This is a genomic window from Bradyrhizobium sp. UNPF46 (assembly GCF_006658625.1).
Taxonomy (GTDB): Bacteria; Pseudomonadota; Alphaproteobacteria; order Rhizobiales; family Xanthobacteraceae; genus Bradyrhizobium; species Bradyrhizobium nitroreducens.
In genome coordinates this window covers 26,173-41,788 of the sequence record NZ_LFJB01000011.1, presented here as the reverse complement: position 1 = coordinate 41,788, position 15,616 = coordinate 26,173, and the positions used below count along the sequence as shown (strand labels likewise).

Here is a 15,616-nt window from a genome sequence, read left to right as displayed (position 1 = left end):
ATTCCGGGGGGCCGCAACAGCGGCGTCCCCGGAATCTCGAACTGCTGGGTTCCGGGTTCGCTCGTTTCACGCGCGGATCCGGAACGACGAGCCAAACAAACAGGAACCTCCCATGAACGCGAAGCCCGGCTTCACCGATTACATCGTCAAGGACATTTCGCTCGCCGACTTCGGCCGCAAGGAGCTCTCGCTCGCCGAGACCGAGATGCCCGGCCTGATGGCCACCCGCGAGGAGTACGGCCCCAAGCAGCCGCTCAAGGGCGCGCGCATCGCCGGCTCGCTGCACATGACGATCCAGACCGGCGTGCTGATCGAGACGCTGGCCGCGCTCGGCGCCGACATTCGCTGGGTCTCCTGCAACATCTATTCGACCCAGGATCACGCTGCCGCCGCGATCGCGGCCGCCGGCATTCCCGTCTTCGCCGTCAAGGGTGAGAGCCTGACCGAATATTGGGACTACACCGCCAAGCTGTTCGACTGGCACGGCGGCGGTTACCCGAACATGATCCTCGACGACGGCGGCGACGCCACGATGTACGTTCATCTCGGTCTGCGCGCCGAGAAGGGTGACACCGCCTTCCTCGACAAGCCCGGCTCTGAAGAAGAGGAAGTCTTCTTCGCACTGCTGAAGAAGCAGCTCAAGGAGAAGCCGAAGGGCTACTTCGCCGCGATCGCCGAGAGCATCAAGGGCGTTTCGGAAGAGACCACTACGGGCGTGCATCGTCTCTACGACATGCAGAAGGCCGGCACGCTGCTGTGGCCCGCCATCAACGTCAACGACAGCGTCACCAAGTCGAAGTTCGACAACCTCTATGGCTGCCGTGAATCGCTGGTCGACGGCATCCGTCGCGGCACCGACGTGATGATGTCGGGCAAGGTCGCGATGGTCGCCGGCTTCGGCGACGTCGGCAAGGGTTCGGCCGCCTCGCTGCGCCAGGCCGGCTGCCGCGTCATGGTGTCGGAAGTCGATCCGATCTGCGCGCTGCAGGCCGCGATGGAAGGCTACGAGGTCGTGACCATGGAAGACGCGGCGCCCCGTGCCGACATCTTCGTCACCGCGACCGGCAACAAGGACATCATCACCATCGAGCACATGCGCGCGATGAAGGATCGCGCCATCGTCTGCAACATCGGTCACTTCGACAACGAGATCCAGATCGCGGGTCTGCGTAACCTGAAGTGGACCAACATCAAGCCGCAGGTCGACGAGATCGAATTCCCCGACAAGCACCGCATCATCCTGCTGTCGGAGGGGCGCTTGGTGAACCTCGGCAACGCGATGGGTCATCCGTCCTTCGTGATGTCGGCGTCCTTCACCAACCAGACGCTGGCGCAGATCGAGCTGTTCGCCAACAACAAGGACGGCAAGTACAAGAAGGAAGTCTACGTGCTGCCGAAGTCGCTGGACGAGAAGGTGGCCCGCCTCCACCTCGCCAAGATCGGCGTCAAGCTCACCGAGCTGCGCAAGGACCAGGCCGACTATATCGGCGTGAAGCAGGAAGGCCCGTACAAGTCGGATCATTACCGGTACTGAGCGACGCAGTTGCGACACAAAGGCCCCGGAGCGATCCGGGGCTTTTTTTTGGGGGCTCGCCTGTGGTACGCTTTCAGGTAGAGCCAAAACGAGCCTGCGACTTCCAGAGCGGGCGGCCGCTTTTTCCTACGTTCATTGTCACAATGCATATGGAGGAAATGCGATGTCCAGCGAAGCCAATGTTCAGCTGTTGAAGGAAGCCTATCGCGAGTGGAGCGATAGCAAGGGCCAAAACGTGGACTACTGGTTCGACAACGTCATCGGCCCGCAGATCAAGTTCGACTCGATCCCTCAGGGGGACGCAGCGGTGCCGTTTGCGAGGAGTTATGACGATCGCACCGCACTGCGCGGCTATTTCAACGGTCTGCTGGCTGACTGGAGCATGCAGTACTACACGATGAGCGAATTCGTCGCGCAGGGCGACACCGTGATCGCGCGCGGCGAATGTGCGTGGACCAACAAGAAGACCAACAAGGTCGCGAAGACACCGAAGATCGACTACTGGCGCTTCGAGGACGGCAAGGCGGTCGAATTCCACGAGTATTTCGACACCGCCAAGGTCTACGGCGCCACCGTTCCATGATGGTTGCAATTCGGCGCGGCGCTGCCCATGCTGCGGCGAGGGAGAACGCCATGACCGAAGCCAAAGAACATTTCGACGTCCTTATCGTCGGTGCCGGCCTGTCCGGCATCGGCGCGGGCTATCATTTGCAGACGAGGTGTCCGACCAAGAGGTACGTCATCCTGGAGGGGCGCGACTGCATCGGCGGCACCTGGGACCTGTTCCGCTATCCCGGCATCCGCTCCGACAGCGACATGTTCACGCTCGGCTATTCCTTCAAGCCGTGGACCGATCCGAAGGCGATCGCGGACGGGCCGCAGATTCTGAACTACGTGCGCGAGACCGCGGCCGAGAACGGCATCGAGAAGCACATCCGCTTCCGCCATCGCGTTAAACGCGCCTCGTGGTCGACGCCGGACGCGCGCTGGACCATCGAGGCCGAGCGCATCACGGGCGAGGGCGCGAGCGAGCTGGTGCGTTTCACCTGCAACTTCCTGTTCATGTGCTCGGGCTATTACAAATACGAGGGGGGCTACACGCCGGAGTTCAAGGGCGTTGCGGATTATGCCGGCCGCATCGTGCATCCGCAGAAATGGACCGAGGACATCGACTATGCGGGCAAGCGCGTGGTCGTGATCGGCTCAGGCGCCACCGCGGTGACGCTGGTGCCGGAGCTCGCCAAGAAGGCAGCGCAGGTCACCATGCTGCAGCGCTCGCCGACCTACGTGGTGTCGCGTCCGGCGCAGGACCCAGTCGCCAACAAGATCCGCCGCAATCTGCCGACGCGGCTTGCCTATCATGTGATCCGCTGGCGCAACGTGATGTGGGGGATGTTCTTCTTCCAGCTCAGCCGGCGCAAGCCTGCGAAAGTGAAGGACCTCATCCTCAAGGGCGTGCGGATGGCGCTCGGTCCCGACTACGACGTCGCGACCCATTTCACGCCGCGCTACAATCCCTGGGATCAGCGGCTCTGCCTGGTGCCCGACGGTGATTTGTTCAAGGCGATCCGCGAGCAGCGCGCCAGCGTCGTCACCAGCGAGATCGACACGTTCACGCATGACGGTATCCGCCTGAAGGACGGCCGCGAGCTTGCCGCCGACATCATCGTGACGGCGACCGGGCTGGTGCTTCAGGTCGTCGGCGGTCTCGACGTCAGCGTCGACGGCCGCGCGGTCGATTTCGCGAGCACGCTGACCTACAAGGGCATGATGTATGCCGACGTGCCGAACATGGCCTCGGCCTTCGGCTACACCAACGCGTCCTGGACGCTGAAATGCGATCTCACCTGCGAATATGTCTGCCGGCTCATCAACTACATGGACCGGCACAATTTCCGTCAGTGCATGCCGCACAATGACGACCCCGAGATCACGGCGCAGCCATCGTTGGACTTCACCTCGGGCTATGTGCAGCGCTCGGTGGCCAAGATGCCGAAGCAGGGCTCGAAGCAGCCGTGGCGGCTGTACCAGAACTACGCGCTCGACATCGTCTCCTTGCGCTTCGGCCGGATCGACGACGGCGTGATGCGCTATTCCTGAATTACGCCGCCGTCCGCGGTTACGCCTTGCGCGTGGTCAGCGCGAGGCCAAGGTCGATCGCCAGCGCAAGGACGACCGCGCCGCCACCAAGGCCGAACAGGACCAGATAGTCGCCGCCGGTCTGCGCATAGATCCAGGAGAAGCCATAGGCGGCAGCGGCCTGGAACAGCGCGAAGCTGGTGGTGGCGTGGCTCCAGGTCGCGCGCTGCTGTTCGGTCGAATGAGGCACGAGCTCATGGATGCGTCCAAGCACCAGCGGCACGATGCCCGGCGTGAAGCCGCCGGCCACGACGCTCGACATGATCAGCGAGACAGGCGCGGTGCTGACGGTTGGCAGCAGCACGGCGGCCGCCTCGATCAGGAACGCCGCGCGCAGGGCCGGGCCGAACCCTGTGCGATCGCCGAGATGGCCGGTGACGAGCGGGCCGACGATCGCACCGAGGCCGTACAGCACCCAATAGTTCGATCCCGCGCCAATGCCTTGGCCGAGGCCGCGCGCCACGAAATCGACGATGAAGACCATGTGCGGCACCAGCGCCACGGCGTTGAGGCCGTACTGGATCAGCAGCGCGCGGGCGGCCGGTGAAGCTTGATGACGCTTTGCCTGATGTGAAGGTGCTGTATCGGACTTCGCTTCGGCAGGCCAGTTCCACCAGCTCGCAAGCGTCAGCAGGGCTGAGAGCACGCCGAGCCCATACCAGCTCTGCTGCAAGCCCTGTTGCAGCAGTAGCGGTACCAGCGTGCCCGATGCCGCGACGCCGAGGCCGACGCCAGCAAAGATGATGCCGCCGACGATGCCGCGTCTGGCGGCTGACGTGTGCGGCAGAATCACGGAGGCTGTCAGCACCATGATGATGCCGCCGGTGAATCCAGACAGAAAGCGCCAGGCGAAGAACCAGGTGAATGACACCGGGGCTGAGCTTGCGAAGAAGGAAAGGGTGGCGAGCAGCATCATGGCCCGCAGCGCGCGGACCGCGCCGATCCGGGTGGCCGCAGCGCGCGCCGCGAGCGCGCCGGCGAGATAGCCGGCGAGGTTCGCCGCGCCGAGAAAGACGACGTCGGAGGCGCTGAACCATCTTGCCGCGATCAGAGCCGGGATCAGCGGCGTGTAGGAGAAGCGGGCGAGGCCGAGCCCTACCAGTGACGCGGACAGGCCCGCCATCGCACATCGCCAGCCTTGCTTCGGAGAAGCCTGGTGCGACGTCGACCCCGGCCGCGGGTGCGGCCGGGTTTCAACGCGTTGCTTCGTGTCTGTCTTGGTCATGTCATCCTCCTGCGCGCGAGCGCGCGCGGACGCTTTCAATGGCCGGCGCTCTGGCCGCCATCGACATGCAGGATCTCGCCGGTGACGAAGGAGGCGCCCTCGAGATAGAGCACGGCATCGACGATGTCGGACATCTCGCCCATGCGGCCCAGCGGATGCATCGCGCCGTACTGCGCGTGCGTCGCGACGGCGTGCATCGGCGACTTGATGATGCCGGGCGCCACGGCATTCACCCGGATGCCTCGCCTGGCGTATTCGATCGCGAGCGACCTGGTCGCGGCGTTCAGCCCGCCCTTGCTCAGCGAAGCCAGCACCGAGGGTACGTTCGAATTGGCCTGGTCGACCAGCGTGGTCGTGATCTGGACGACGTGGCCGGACCCCTGCTTCTCCATCTCGGCAATCGCGAGCTGCGTGACGTTGAAGAAGCCGGCGACGTTGGTGCCCATCACGGCGGCATAGTCTTCTGCCGTATACTGCGTGAAGGGCTTGGCGACGAAGATGCCGGCATTGTTGACCAGCGTGTCAACGCGGCCGAAGCGGGCGACGGCCTGCGCGACCACGCGCTCGGCGGTGGCCCGGTCGGCGATGTCGCCGGGAACGGCGAGGACGTCGTCGTCGCCCGATGGCTTGACAGACCGCGCCGTGGCGACCACGCGATAATTGCGATCGCGAAAACCCTGGACCAGGGCAGCGCCGATGCCCTGCGATGCACCGGTGATGATGGCGACTTTCTGCTCGATACCCATGACGGGCTCCTGTTGTTGATATCTGCACCAGCACTGGCTGGCTTGGCCGTTCAGGTACGCCGCGGCGGCGCGTTCGCGAAGACGCGCTCTCCGGCAGACACTCTTTCGCGGCGCGAACGAATGCCGGACCTGCCATTGGCAACGGTTGTCGCCCCGGAGGGGACCGCCTAGCTTGCGAGTGGAATCTCAGGGGGCGGCGCGAGGCGTATGGATCGTCTGGATGCGATGAAGGTGTTCGTCCTTGCCGTGGACGAGGGCAGCCTCGCGGCCGCCGGGCGCCAGCTCGGCCGCTCGCCGGCTGCAGTGAGCCGCGCCATCGCCTTTCTGGAGCAACACGTCGGCGCCGAGCTGCTGCACCGGACGACGCGCGCGATCAAGCTGAGCGAGGAGGGCGAGCGCTATGTCGCGGTCTGGCGCCGCGTGCTCACCGAGCTGGAGGAGGCCGACGACATCGCGGCCGGTCCGCGCACCGCGCCGCGCGGCCTGCTCACGATCACGGCTCCCGTGGTGTCGGGCGAGATGGTGCTGCGGCCGATCCTCGATGCGTTTCTCGATGCCTATCCGACGGTGTCGGCCAAGCTGCTGCTGTTCGATCGCGCGGTCAATTTGATCGAGGAGGGCATCGATATCGCCCTTCGGATCGGCCCACTGGCGGGTTCGGCGATGGTGGCGATGCGGGTCGGGGAGATCAGCCGCGTCGTCGTTGCAGCGCCGCGCTATCTGAAGCAGCACCCGCGCATTACCGAGCCCGGTGATCTCGCCAAGCACCAGATCGTGGCGATGGCCCATCTTCCCCATTTCTGGACTTTTGCGCCGCGGGCCGGGTCGTCGGCTGCCCGGACAGTCCAGTTCACTCCGAGGCTGGTCGTCAACAGCACCTATGCGGCGGTGGCCTCCGCGGTCGCCGGACGCGGCGTGGCGCGGATGTATTCGTATCAGGTGGCCGAGCAGGTCGCGCGCGGCGAGCTCGAGATCGTGCTGGCTGGCGATGCGGATCCCGAAATGCCCGCCCACCTGATCTGCCCGCAGGGCCGGCTCTCGGTGCCGAAGGTGCGCGCCTTCACCGACTTTGCCGTGCCCCGGCTGAAGAAGCAGTTTGCGCTATTGAAGAAAAGCATCAATGCGCGCTGATCCGCTGCGTCTCCCGCAATGCGTTGTTTTGCGTATACGGGACCTGGGCGGAATCGGCCATGCTGCCCAAACGGTTAACGCCGGATTAACCGGTGAGTCCTAGCCTGTCTCGGCCGGGTTACTCGCAAGGCCGAGGTGAGCCCAATGGAAGCCCAGAAGATCGCGGTCGACGCCGTCGTCGCGCTGACCGATTGCGACCGCGACGCCGTCATCGCCTTTATCCGCCAGCTCTATCTCGCTGGCGTCAGAGATCCCAAGCGCCTGACCTTCAAGGGCTTGCAGGCCCTGTCCCGGGCGTAATTCGGGCGGTTTCGGCCCTTTCGGCCCCAAGTTCCGCCCAGAAGCTCTCCCCAGCGTGATTGCAACCCATCGGTGAATAACTTGTCGCTCGGGCCCGGCCGGAGTAGATGACGTCCCGGCTGGGTTACTCGGGATTTGGGGAAATGCTGAAACAGCTTTTTGCGCCGCAACTTGTCATTCTCTATGTGCTCGCGGCTTCGACGATTTACGTTCACTTCCGCGGCAAGCAGCGACTGCGCTTCGCGCGCCAGCTTGGCGATCACTCGACCTATCTCGCCCCCTACAATGTGCTGATGTATGCGGGCTCGGCCGTGCCGAACAAGCCGGTGATCTCGGTCGAGCAGTTTCCCGAGCTCAAGCCGCTCAGCGAGAATTGGGAAACGATCCGCGACGAGGCCGTCCGTCTGTTCGACGAAGGCTTCATTCGCGCTGCCGCGAAGAACAACGACTGGGGCTTCTACTCGTTCTTCAAGAGCGGCTGGAAGCGGTTTTACCTGAAATGGTACGACGACTTCCTGCCGTCGGCGAACACGCTGTGCCCGAAGACGGTGGAGCTGCTCAAGTCGATCCCGAGCGTGCATGGCGCGATGTTCGCGATGCTGCCGCCGGGCGGCAAGCTCGGCGCGCACCGCGATCCCTTCGCCGGCTCGCTGCGCTATCACCTCGGCCTCGTCACGCCGAACTCGAACAAGTGCCGCATCCTCGTCGACGGCGTCGAATGCGTCTGGCGCGACGGCGAAGCCTTCATGTTCGACGAGACCTTCATCCACAGCGCGGAGAATGCGACCGACGTCAACCGCATCATCCTGTTCTGCGACGTCGAGCGGCCGATGAAATACGGCTTCATGACCGCGATCAACCGCTGGGTCAGCCATCACATCGTCAAGGCGTCGGCCACCCAGAACGTCGACGGCGAGCATGTCGGTGCGTTGAACAAGGTGTTCGGCAAGCTCTACGAGATTCATCTCGGCAGCCGTAAGGTCAAGGAGTGGAACCGCAACGTCTACTACACGCTGAAATATTCGCTGACGGCGCTGATCCTCGGCTTGATCGTGTATTCGGCGCTGAGGTGACGGGTAGCGGAATGGCATCACTGCCGGCGGCGAACGCGGAGATCGCAGGGTTCTTCCGGCAATGGCTGGAGACCTTCGCGGGCTATGTCCGCGAGGTCGACTACGCCTCGGCCCGGCCGCTCTTCCATCCGGATGTGCTGGCCTTCGGCACGCATAACGACGTCATTCCCGGTCTCGATCAGTGGGTCTCGACGCAGTGGGACAATGTCTGGCCGAAGACGGCCGACTTTCGCTTCGTGCTCGAGCAGACCTCGATCCTGGCATCCCCCGATGGCGCGATGGCGACCGTGATCGCGCCCTGGACGAGCACGGGCTATCACCCCGACGGCAGCACGTTTGCCCGTCCCGGCCGGGCTACGATGGTGTTTTCGAGAGAGGACGATGGCTGGCTGTGCGTGCACTCGCACATGTCGCTCAACCGGGGTGTGCCGCAGGCAAGCCACGCCAATCGGCCGGTGAAGGCCTGGTAGATGCGATCGGAATAGAAAAGGCCCCGGACACGTCGGGGCCTTTCGATTTGAGTTCGCCCCTGCGGCTTATTCCGGCTGGCCGATCGAGACCTTCAGCGTGCCGACGCCGTCGACGCCGCATTCGAGCTTGTCGCCGGGCTGGAGCTGCGACACGCCGGCGGGCGTGCCGGTCATGATGATGTCGCCGGCGGCGAGCTTCACCTGCTGCGAGAGCTGCCAGATGATCTCGGGCACGTTCCAGATCAGCTCGGTGAGGTCGCCCTTCTGAGCTTCCTTGCCGTTGACCGTCAGCCAGATCTTGCCCTTGGCGGGATGGCCGATCTTGGCGGCCGGCTGCACCGCGGAGCAGGGCGCCGAGCCGTCGAACGACTTGCCGATCTCCCAGGGACGCTCCTTCTTGCGCGAAGCGATCTGGAGGTCGCGGCGGGTCAGGTCGATGCCGACGGCGTAGCCGTAGACATGGTCGAGCGCCTTGTCGGCGGGGATGTTGAGGCCGCCGCTCTTCATCGCGACGACCAGCTCGACCTCGTGATGCAGATCCTTGGTCAGCGGCGGATAGGGGATGGTGGCGCCGTCGGGCACCAGCATGTCGGCGTGCTTGGCGAAGAAGAACGGCGGGGCGCGCTCGTCATTGCCCATCTCGCGGATGTGTTCGAGATAGTTGCGGCCGACGCACCAGATGCGGCGGACCGGATAGCGGCCGCTCTCGCCGACGACGGGAAGCGAAGCCTGGGGCGGAAGCGGGATGACGTAGGAGGCGGCGTTCATGCGGGTCTCGCGGCTCTTGAGGTTGACTGGGAATTCTAGGCGGTTGCGCTGATCGGCGCCAGAGCGCCGGAATCGTGATGTTGCAGGCGGAAGAACGAGGCATAGCGCCCGCTGCGGCTGAGCAGCTCGTCGTGCCGGCCCTGCTCGACGATCTCGCCGCCCTCGACCACCAGGATGCTGTCTGCGTGCATGATGGTGTGCAGCCGGTGCGCGATCACGATGGTGGTGCGGTTCCGGCAGAGATGCTCGATCGCCTCCTGCACCTGCTTCTCGGACTCGGAATCGAGCGCGGCGGTGGCTTCGTCCAGCAGGATGATCGGCGCGTTCCTGATCAGCGCGCGCGCCACCGCGATGCGCTGGCGCTGCCCGCCGGACAGTTGCGTGCCGTGCTCGCCGACCGGCGTGTCATAGCCGAGCGGGAAGCTCATGATGAAATCATGCGCGCAGGCCGCTTTCGCCGCCTCGATGATCTCGTCCTCGCTCGCGCCCGGCTTGCCGAAGGCGATGTTGCTGCGGATGGTGTCGCGAAACAGGTAGACGTCCTGGCCGACATAAGCGGTCTGCGCCCGCAGCGATCTGCGCGAGACGGCACCGATCGACTGGCCGTCGATCACGATGTCGCCTTGCGTCACCTCGTAGAAGCGCAATAGCAGTGCCAGCACGGTCGATTTGCCGCCGCCGGACGGGCCGACCAAAGCGGTGACCGTGCCGGGCTCGGCCGTGAAGCTCATGCGGTTGAGGATGGTCTCGTTGGCGCGATAGGAGAAGCTGACGTCGCGCAGTTCGATGCGGGCATCGGAGAGCTTCAGCGCCGGCTTGTCGTCGTCGGCATGTTCGCTGGCCGGACTGTCGATGATCTCGAGCAGCATGCGCGCGCCGACGAGCTGGCTGTTGAGATCGATGTTGAGCCGCGCCAGCCGCTTGGCCGGCTCGGTTGCCATCAGGAAGGCGGTCATGAAGGAGAAGAACGCGCCGGGCGTGGCGTTGAGCGCGACCACGGCATAGCCGCCGTACATCAGGCACCCCGCAACCGCGAAGCCGCCGAGCATTTCCATCAGCGGGTTGGAGCGGTTGGCGACGCGCGCCATCTTGTTGGCATTGCGCTCGACGATCGCGATGTTCTCGTCGATGCGCTTCTGCATGGTGTCTTCGAGCGTGAACGCCTTGACCGTGCGGATGCCCTGCAGCGATTCCTGCATCGTCTCCATGATGTCGGCGGTGCCGGTGAACTGGTTGAAGGCGAGGCCCTTGATGCGCTTGACCAGCTTGCGCAGCACCAGCATCGCCGGCGGCACCGCGACGAGGCCGATGAACGACATCAGCGGATCCTGCCACACCATCACGCCGATCATGGCGAGCAGCATCAGGAGGTCGCGGCCGACGGCGTTGACCAGCATGTTGAGCACGTCGGTGATGGATTTTGCGCCGGCCGTCAGCCGCGCCAGGAACTCTGACGAGTGCCGCTCGGAGAAGAAGCCGACGCTCTCGCGCATCAGCTTGGCGAACAGCTGGCGCTGATTGGTGGCGAGGATCGCGTTCGAGATCTTGGTCAGGATCACCATGTGGCCGTAGGTGGCCACGCCCTTGATGAAGAGCAGCAGCACCGTGATGCCGGAGAACATCGCGATGCCCGGGATGTTCTTGTCGACATAGGCCTGATTGATGACCTGGCCGAGCACGTAGGTCGCGCATGCGGTCGCACCCGCGGCCACCGCCATCAGCGTGAAGGCGACGAGGTAGCGCCGCCAGTACACGACTCCCTGCTCCATGACGAGGCGGCGAATCAGGGTCGCTGCCGCATAGGGATCGTCGGTGATTTTCTTTGGAAACTGAGCCATCCGGTGTCCATTGACGGCGCAGGACAAAGCCTGCCCGCGCGTCAGGGATCGATGGGCCTCTGTGCCCGCTCGAGCGGGGCTTTTCAAGCCCAATTAAGGGCTTGCGCTTGGGGCGATTCTAGGCCGAGGCGGCGTGGCGGAGCTCGCCATGGCGCTCGTGGAACAGCTTGTCCTCCCACGCCAGAGCGTGGGCGGCGATGGTCTCGAGGTCCTCGTATTGCGGCTTCCAGTCGAGCAGGCCGCGGATGCGGCTGGTGTCGGCGACCATGGTCATGATGTCGCCCGGCCGGCGCGGCGCGTATTGCACGGCGAAGCTGCGGCCCGACACCCGGCGCACGGCGTCGATGGTCTCCAGCACCGAATAGCCGCGGCCATAGCCGCAATTCAGCGTCGTCGAGGCGCCGCCATTGCGCAGATAAGCGAGCGCCGAACGATGCGCCTGCGACAGGTCGGTGACGTGGATGAAGTCGCGGATGCAGCTGCCGTCGGGGGTCGGATAGTCGGTGCCGAACACGTCGATCTTGGCGCGCTGGCCGGTCGCGGCCTCGACCGCGATCTTGAGCAGATGCGTGGCGCCGGCGGTGGCGAGCCCGATGCGCGCCTGCGGATCTGCGCCGGCAACGTTGAAATAGCGCAGCGTGACGTACTGCATGCCGTAGGCGGCGGCGACGTCGTGCAGCATGATCTCGGTCATCAGCTTCGAGGAGCCGTACGGCGACAGCGGCCGCGTCGGCGCGTGCTCGGGCACCGGCACCTGGTCCGGATTGCCGTAGACGGCCGCGGTCGAGGAGAAGATGAAGCGATTGATGCCGCGCTTGACCGCGACGTTGAGCAGGTTGCGCGCGGTCATGAAGTTGTTGCGGTAGTAGCCGAGCGGATCGCGCATCGAATCCGGCACGACGACGGAGCCGGCGAAATGGATGATGCTCTCGATGTTGTGCTGGGCGATCACGCCTTCGAGCAGGTTCTCGTCGCCGGCATCGCCGATGAACAGCGGCACGCCCTCGGGCAGATAAGCGGAAAAGCCCGTGGAGAGATCGTCGATCACGACGACGTCCTCGCCGGCTTCCGCCAGCGCGAGGACCGTGTGACTTCCGATATAGCCGGCGCCGCCGGTGACTAGCACAGTCATGATCTCACCCGTCTTCGATCAACGCGGCACGTTAACGTTTGCGCGGTGAAGAGGGGGTTTCGGCGTAGCTGAACTGGTCACTATGCTTAATGTTGCGTATAGGGGGCCGGTCAAACGGAGCATGACGTGGCCAATTCCCCCGGCGATCTCGAATTGATCGTGCCAAATCTGCACAGGCGCTATTCCGGGGTCACCGCGACCAACCGGATGGTGGCGCCGCGGCTGGCGAAACTGTATCGCGCCGCCTGGTTCGGCTCGGACGCGCCGGAGGGCATCGCGCGGCTCGGGGGTGCGGGTTTCCTGAAGCTATGGCGCCGCAAGGCGCCGCTGATCTGGCACGCGCGGCGCAACAACGAGATGATCGCGGGCGTCGTGCTGCGCGCGCTCGGCTGGCCGCTGAAGCTCGTGTTCACCTCGGCGGCGCAGCGGCATCACAGCTGGATCACGCGCTGGCTGATCTGGCGCATGGACGCGATCATCGCGACGAGCGATATCTCGGCCTCGTTCCTGAAGGTGAAGGCGACCGTGATCCCGCATGGCGTCGACACCGACGTCTACGCGCCGCCGGTCGATCGCGCTGCGGCCTTCGCCGAAAGCGGTCTGCCGGGCCGCTACGCCATCGGCTGCTTCGGTCGCGTGCGCGCGCAGAAGGGCACTGATGTGTTCGTCGACGCGATGTGCCGCCTGTTGCCGCTCTATCCGGATTTCACCGCCGTCGTCGTGGGGCAAGTTACGGCCGAGCAGACGCCCTTTGCCAACGCTCTGAAGAAGCGGATCGAGGCCGCGGGCCTGCAATCGCGCATCGTCATCACCGGCGAGCTGCCGATCGAAGACGTGCAGCGCTGGTATCAGCGGCTGACGATCTACGCCTTCACCTCGCGCAATGAAGGTTTTGGCCTGACGCTGATCGAGGCGATGGCGGCGGGCAGCGCCCTCGTTGCCGCGCGCGCCGGCGCGGCCGAGCTCGTGGTCGAGGATGGCGTCAGCGGCGTGCTGGTCCCGACCGGTGACGCGGATGCGCTGGCGGCGGCGCTGGAGCCGTTGATGCGCGATGTGGCTGCCGCCACGGCGATGGGGCAACGCGGGCGGGCGCGGGTGCTCGAAAAATTCAGCCTCGATGCGGAAGCAGCGCGGATCGGCGAGGTCTATCGGCCGCTGCTTTGAGCCCGCCATCTCGCCGGCCAACAAAAATCGCGAAAACAACCCCATGCACAGTAGGCGGGGCCAGCAAAATCAACGGCTTGGAGTCCCCTGGGGCAGAGTGCAGATTTACGAATCTGGTTCGATCCATGGGGCAGGCGAGGTAGCGTTCCCGTGTTGGGAATTTGAATTGATCCCATAGTGGGAACATGCTATGGCTATGAACGTAATTGCGAGGAAGGCGCTCAAGGTCTTTTGGGGCCGATACCCCCAAGCGGAGACCCCCTTGGGCGTTTGGTACGAAATCGTTTCGAAGGGTGACTGGAGCGGTCCGGCAGACCTCAAGAGGGCGTTTGGAAACAACGTGGACTTCGTTGGTGACAACAGAGCCATCTTCGACATAGGCGGCAACAAGTATCGCCTTGTGGTTCACTTCTCCTACAAGTTCAAGACAGCCCTCATCAAGTTTGTCGGCACGCACGCAGAGTACGACGGAATAGACGCGGAGATCGTGTGATGATGGACGTAAGGCCTCTCCACAACGAACAGGATTACGACTGGGCCATCCGCGAAGTATCTCGCTATTTCGAGGCCGAGCCGCTTCCTGGCACGCCTGACGGTGATCGCTTCGAAGTCTTGTCGTCGCTCATCAAGGAATACGAAGACAATCACTTCGCGATCACTCACCGCGATCCGATCGATGTCCTCCATTTCGCAATCGAGTCCATGGGGCGATCGCAGGCAGAATTGGCGGCGTTGATTGGACGCAATCGTGCGTCCGAGATTTTGAATCGCGTCCGCCCGCTGACGCTGGACATGATCCGGACCATCAGCAAGGAATGGAATATTCCGATTGGTGCTCTGACGGCTCAATATGAGCTGGGGCGTGCATCTGCGTAGTCCGTTGGCGAATTCTGACGCTCACGTCCCCAAGATAACGAGCCGTCCTCGCATATGACGGCTAAACCGGCGCCCCCACCTCGCTCAGCACCCGCTCCGCAATCCCCACCACCTCGCTGGCCGCAATGTTCCGCATGCAGCGGTGGTCGTTCATCCTGCAGATCGTGCTCTGGCAGGGCTGGCAGGACAGCTTTTCCTTGTCCTGCACCACGGTTGCGGCAAGGCCGTTCAGTGGCGCCCAGAGATAGGGGCTGGTCGGGCCGAAGATGCCCATGGTGGGCGTGCCGAGCGCGGCTGCGATGTGCATCAGGCCGGAATCGTTGGAGATGGCAACGCCCGCCGCGGCCATGGCCAGCACGCCGTTGCGCAAGTCGTTGCCGGTGAGGTCCCGCACCCCCGGGCCGCCAGCGGTCCCAGCACCGCCGGCCGCGACGATCTCCTGGGCGAGGCCCTTTTCGGCGGGGCCGCCGACGACCCAGACCTCCAGCCCGCGCTCGGCCAGCAGGCGGGCGGCTTCCGGATAATAGGTCCAGCGTTTTGACACGCCGACCGAGCCTGGGGCGAGCGCCACCGCCGCCCCCGCGCTGAGGCCGTTGGCCTGGCGCCAGCGCGTGACGTCCTCTGCCGGGACCCGCAATTGCGGCACCGGCCATTCCGGGGGCAGGGGGGCGCCGTCGGGCTGGGCCAGGGCGGCGTTCTTGTCGATGAAGCGGGGCAGCTTCCTCTCGCCCCAGCGCCAGCGATTGAGCAGGCCGAACCGGAACTCGCCGACGAAGCCGACCCTTTCAGGGATACCGGCCAAAGCGGGCGCAATGGCCGCCTTCCAGGTCCGGGGCAGCACCAGGGCGGTGCCGTAGTCCCGCTCGCGCAGGAGCTTGGCCAGGCCCAGCTGGCGGCCCACCGCGAGCCGGCCGCGCGGCAGGTCCCAGACGATGCCCTGACGCACGCCGGGCATGTAATCGACCAGTGGGGCGCACAGGGGTGTGGTCAGGAGATCGACCGGACGGTTCGGCCAGCGCTCCTTCAGGACCCGGACCACGGTGTGATTCCGGACGAAATCGCCGATCCACATGTAGGGAATGATCAGAATCGGGCGAGTGTCGTCCCGATCTGCGTTCCCGCTAAATTGCGAATCTTGGTTCATTCGTTGATGGGGTCGGGCGATCTGATTTGTGGCGGTTCGGTAGCTGTTCCGGGCCGGCAGGTAAAGCCGCCAGACC

16 protein-coding genes are annotated in these 15,616 nt (G+C 64.6%); 10 read left to right on the top strand and 6 right to left on the bottom strand.

Annotated features, from left to right (window positions below):
• Nucleotides 1-112 precede the first annotated feature (112 nt).
• From ahcY to UNPF46_RS06690, 3 genes are all read left to right on the top strand, one after another.
• Entirely contained in the window at nucleotides 113-1,534 is a 1,422-nt protein-coding gene (gene ahcY, locus UNPF46_RS06700; protein ID WP_100177364.1) for an adenosylhomocysteinase, read from the top strand.
• Between the two features lie 163 nt (nucleotides 1,535-1,697).
• Nucleotides 1,698-2,117 (top strand): nuclear transport factor 2 family protein, encoded by a 420-nt coding sequence (locus UNPF46_RS06695; protein ID WP_100177363.1) that lies wholly within the window; start codon nucleotides 1,698-1,700, stop codon nucleotides 2,115-2,117.
• Nucleotides 2,118-2,167: 50 nt separating this feature from the next.
• The gene (locus UNPF46_RS06690) at nucleotides 2,168-3,634 is read left to right on the top strand and encodes a flavin-containing monooxygenase (RefSeq protein WP_100181174.1); all 1,467 of its coding nucleotides are present in this window, start codon (nucleotides 2,168-2,170) and stop codon (nucleotides 3,632-3,634) included.
• Nucleotides 3,635-3,653: 19 nt separating this feature from the next.
• Here UNPF46_RS06690 and UNPF46_RS06685 read toward each other — a convergent pair whose 3' ends face one another.
• Both UNPF46_RS06685 and UNPF46_RS06680 read right to left on the bottom strand, forming a co-directional pair.
• Nucleotides 3,654-4,898, bottom strand: coding sequence for a YbfB/YjiJ family MFS transporter (locus UNPF46_RS06685; protein ID WP_100181173.1), 1,245 nt, complete (start codon nucleotides 4,896-4,898; stop codon nucleotides 3,654-3,656).
• Between the two features lie 35 nt (nucleotides 4,899-4,933).
• Nucleotides 4,934-5,644 (bottom strand): SDR family NAD(P)-dependent oxidoreductase, encoded by a 711-nt coding sequence (locus UNPF46_RS06680; protein ID WP_100177362.1) that lies wholly within the window; start codon nucleotides 5,642-5,644, stop codon nucleotides 4,934-4,936.
• A 207-nt stretch (nucleotides 5,645-5,851) separates the two neighbouring features.
• Between UNPF46_RS06680 and UNPF46_RS06675 the strand changes: the two genes are divergently transcribed.
• The 4 genes from UNPF46_RS06675 (at nucleotide 5,852) to UNPF46_RS06665 (ending at nucleotide 8,618) form a co-directional block, all read left to right on the top strand.
• Complete coding sequence (locus UNPF46_RS06675) at nucleotides 5,852-6,775, top strand: LysR family transcriptional regulator (protein WP_142249481.1); 924 nt, start codon at nucleotides 5,852-5,854, stop codon at nucleotides 6,773-6,775.
• A 144-nt stretch (nucleotides 6,776-6,919) separates the two neighbouring features.
• Nucleotides 6,920-7,075 carry a hypothetical protein gene (locus tag UNPF46_RS37330; protein ID WP_174718935.1) on the top strand — a complete coding sequence of 52 codons (156 nt, stop codon included), beginning with the start codon at nucleotides 6,920-6,922 and terminating at the stop codon, nucleotides 7,073-7,075.
• Nucleotides 7,076-7,218: 143 nt separating this feature from the next.
• Nucleotides 7,219-8,148, top strand: a complete 930-nt coding sequence (locus tag UNPF46_RS06670; protein ID WP_100177360.1) for an aspartyl/asparaginyl beta-hydroxylase domain-containing protein — start codon at nucleotides 7,219-7,221, stop codon at nucleotides 8,146-8,148.
• A gap of 11 nt (nucleotides 8,149-8,159) precedes the next feature.
• Nucleotides 8,160-8,618 (top strand): YybH family protein, encoded by a 459-nt coding sequence (locus UNPF46_RS06665; RefSeq protein ID WP_100177359.1) that lies wholly within the window; start codon nucleotides 8,160-8,162, stop codon nucleotides 8,616-8,618.
• A 66-nt stretch (nucleotides 8,619-8,684) separates the two neighbouring features.
• Here the strand turns inward: UNPF46_RS06665 and UNPF46_RS06660 are convergent, their stop codons facing one another.
• The 3 genes from UNPF46_RS06660 to galE form a co-directional block, all read right to left on the bottom strand.
• The gene (locus UNPF46_RS06660; RefSeq protein ID WP_100177358.1) at nucleotides 8,685-9,386 is read right to left on the bottom strand and encodes a fumarylacetoacetate hydrolase family protein; all 702 of its coding nucleotides are present in this window, start codon (nucleotides 9,384-9,386) and stop codon (nucleotides 8,685-8,687) included.
• Nucleotides 9,387-9,421: 35 nt separating this feature from the next.
• A complete protein-coding gene (locus UNPF46_RS06655; RefSeq protein WP_100177357.1) occupies nucleotides 9,422-11,224 on the bottom strand; it encodes an ABC transporter ATP-binding protein in 1,803 nt (600 codons plus the stop codon).
• Nucleotides 11,225-11,342: 118 nt separating this feature from the next.
• Nucleotides 11,343-12,356 carry a UDP-glucose 4-epimerase GalE gene (galE, locus tag UNPF46_RS06650; RefSeq protein WP_100177356.1) on the bottom strand — a complete coding sequence of 338 codons (1,014 nt, stop codon included), beginning with the start codon at nucleotides 12,354-12,356 and terminating at the stop codon, nucleotides 11,343-11,345.
• A 126-nt stretch (nucleotides 12,357-12,482) separates the two neighbouring features.
• Here galE and UNPF46_RS06645 point away from each other — a divergent pair, with 126 nt between their 5' ends.
• The 3 genes from UNPF46_RS06645 to UNPF46_RS06635 all read left to right on the top strand — a co-directional run bounded on the left by UNPF46_RS06645 (nucleotide 12,483) and on the right by UNPF46_RS06635 (nucleotide 14,396).
• Complete coding sequence (locus UNPF46_RS06645) at nucleotides 12,483-13,520, top strand: glycosyltransferase family 4 protein (RefSeq protein ID WP_100177355.1); 1,038 nt, start codon at nucleotides 12,483-12,485, stop codon at nucleotides 13,518-13,520.
• A 196-nt stretch (nucleotides 13,521-13,716) separates the two neighbouring features.
• On the top strand, nucleotides 13,717-14,013 hold the full coding sequence (locus tag UNPF46_RS06640; RefSeq protein WP_174719310.1) for a type II toxin-antitoxin system HigB family toxin: 297 nt from the start codon (nucleotides 13,717-13,719) through the stop codon (nucleotides 14,011-14,013).
• Complete coding sequence (locus UNPF46_RS06635; protein WP_347338549.1) at nucleotides 14,013-14,396, top strand: helix-turn-helix domain-containing protein; 384 nt, start codon at nucleotides 14,013-14,015, stop codon at nucleotides 14,394-14,396. The genes UNPF46_RS06640 and UNPF46_RS06635 overlap by 1 nt, the downstream gene beginning before the upstream one ends.
• A gap of 61 nt (nucleotides 14,397-14,457) precedes the next feature.
• On the opposite strand, the gene waaF is transcribed toward UNPF46_RS06635, so the two are convergent.
• Nucleotides 14,458-15,540 carry a lipopolysaccharide heptosyltransferase II gene (gene waaF, locus UNPF46_RS06630; protein ID WP_100177353.1) on the bottom strand — a complete coding sequence of 361 codons (1,083 nt, stop codon included), beginning with the start codon at nucleotides 15,538-15,540 and terminating at the stop codon, nucleotides 14,458-14,460.
• Nucleotides 15,541-15,616: the final 76 nt, after the last annotated feature.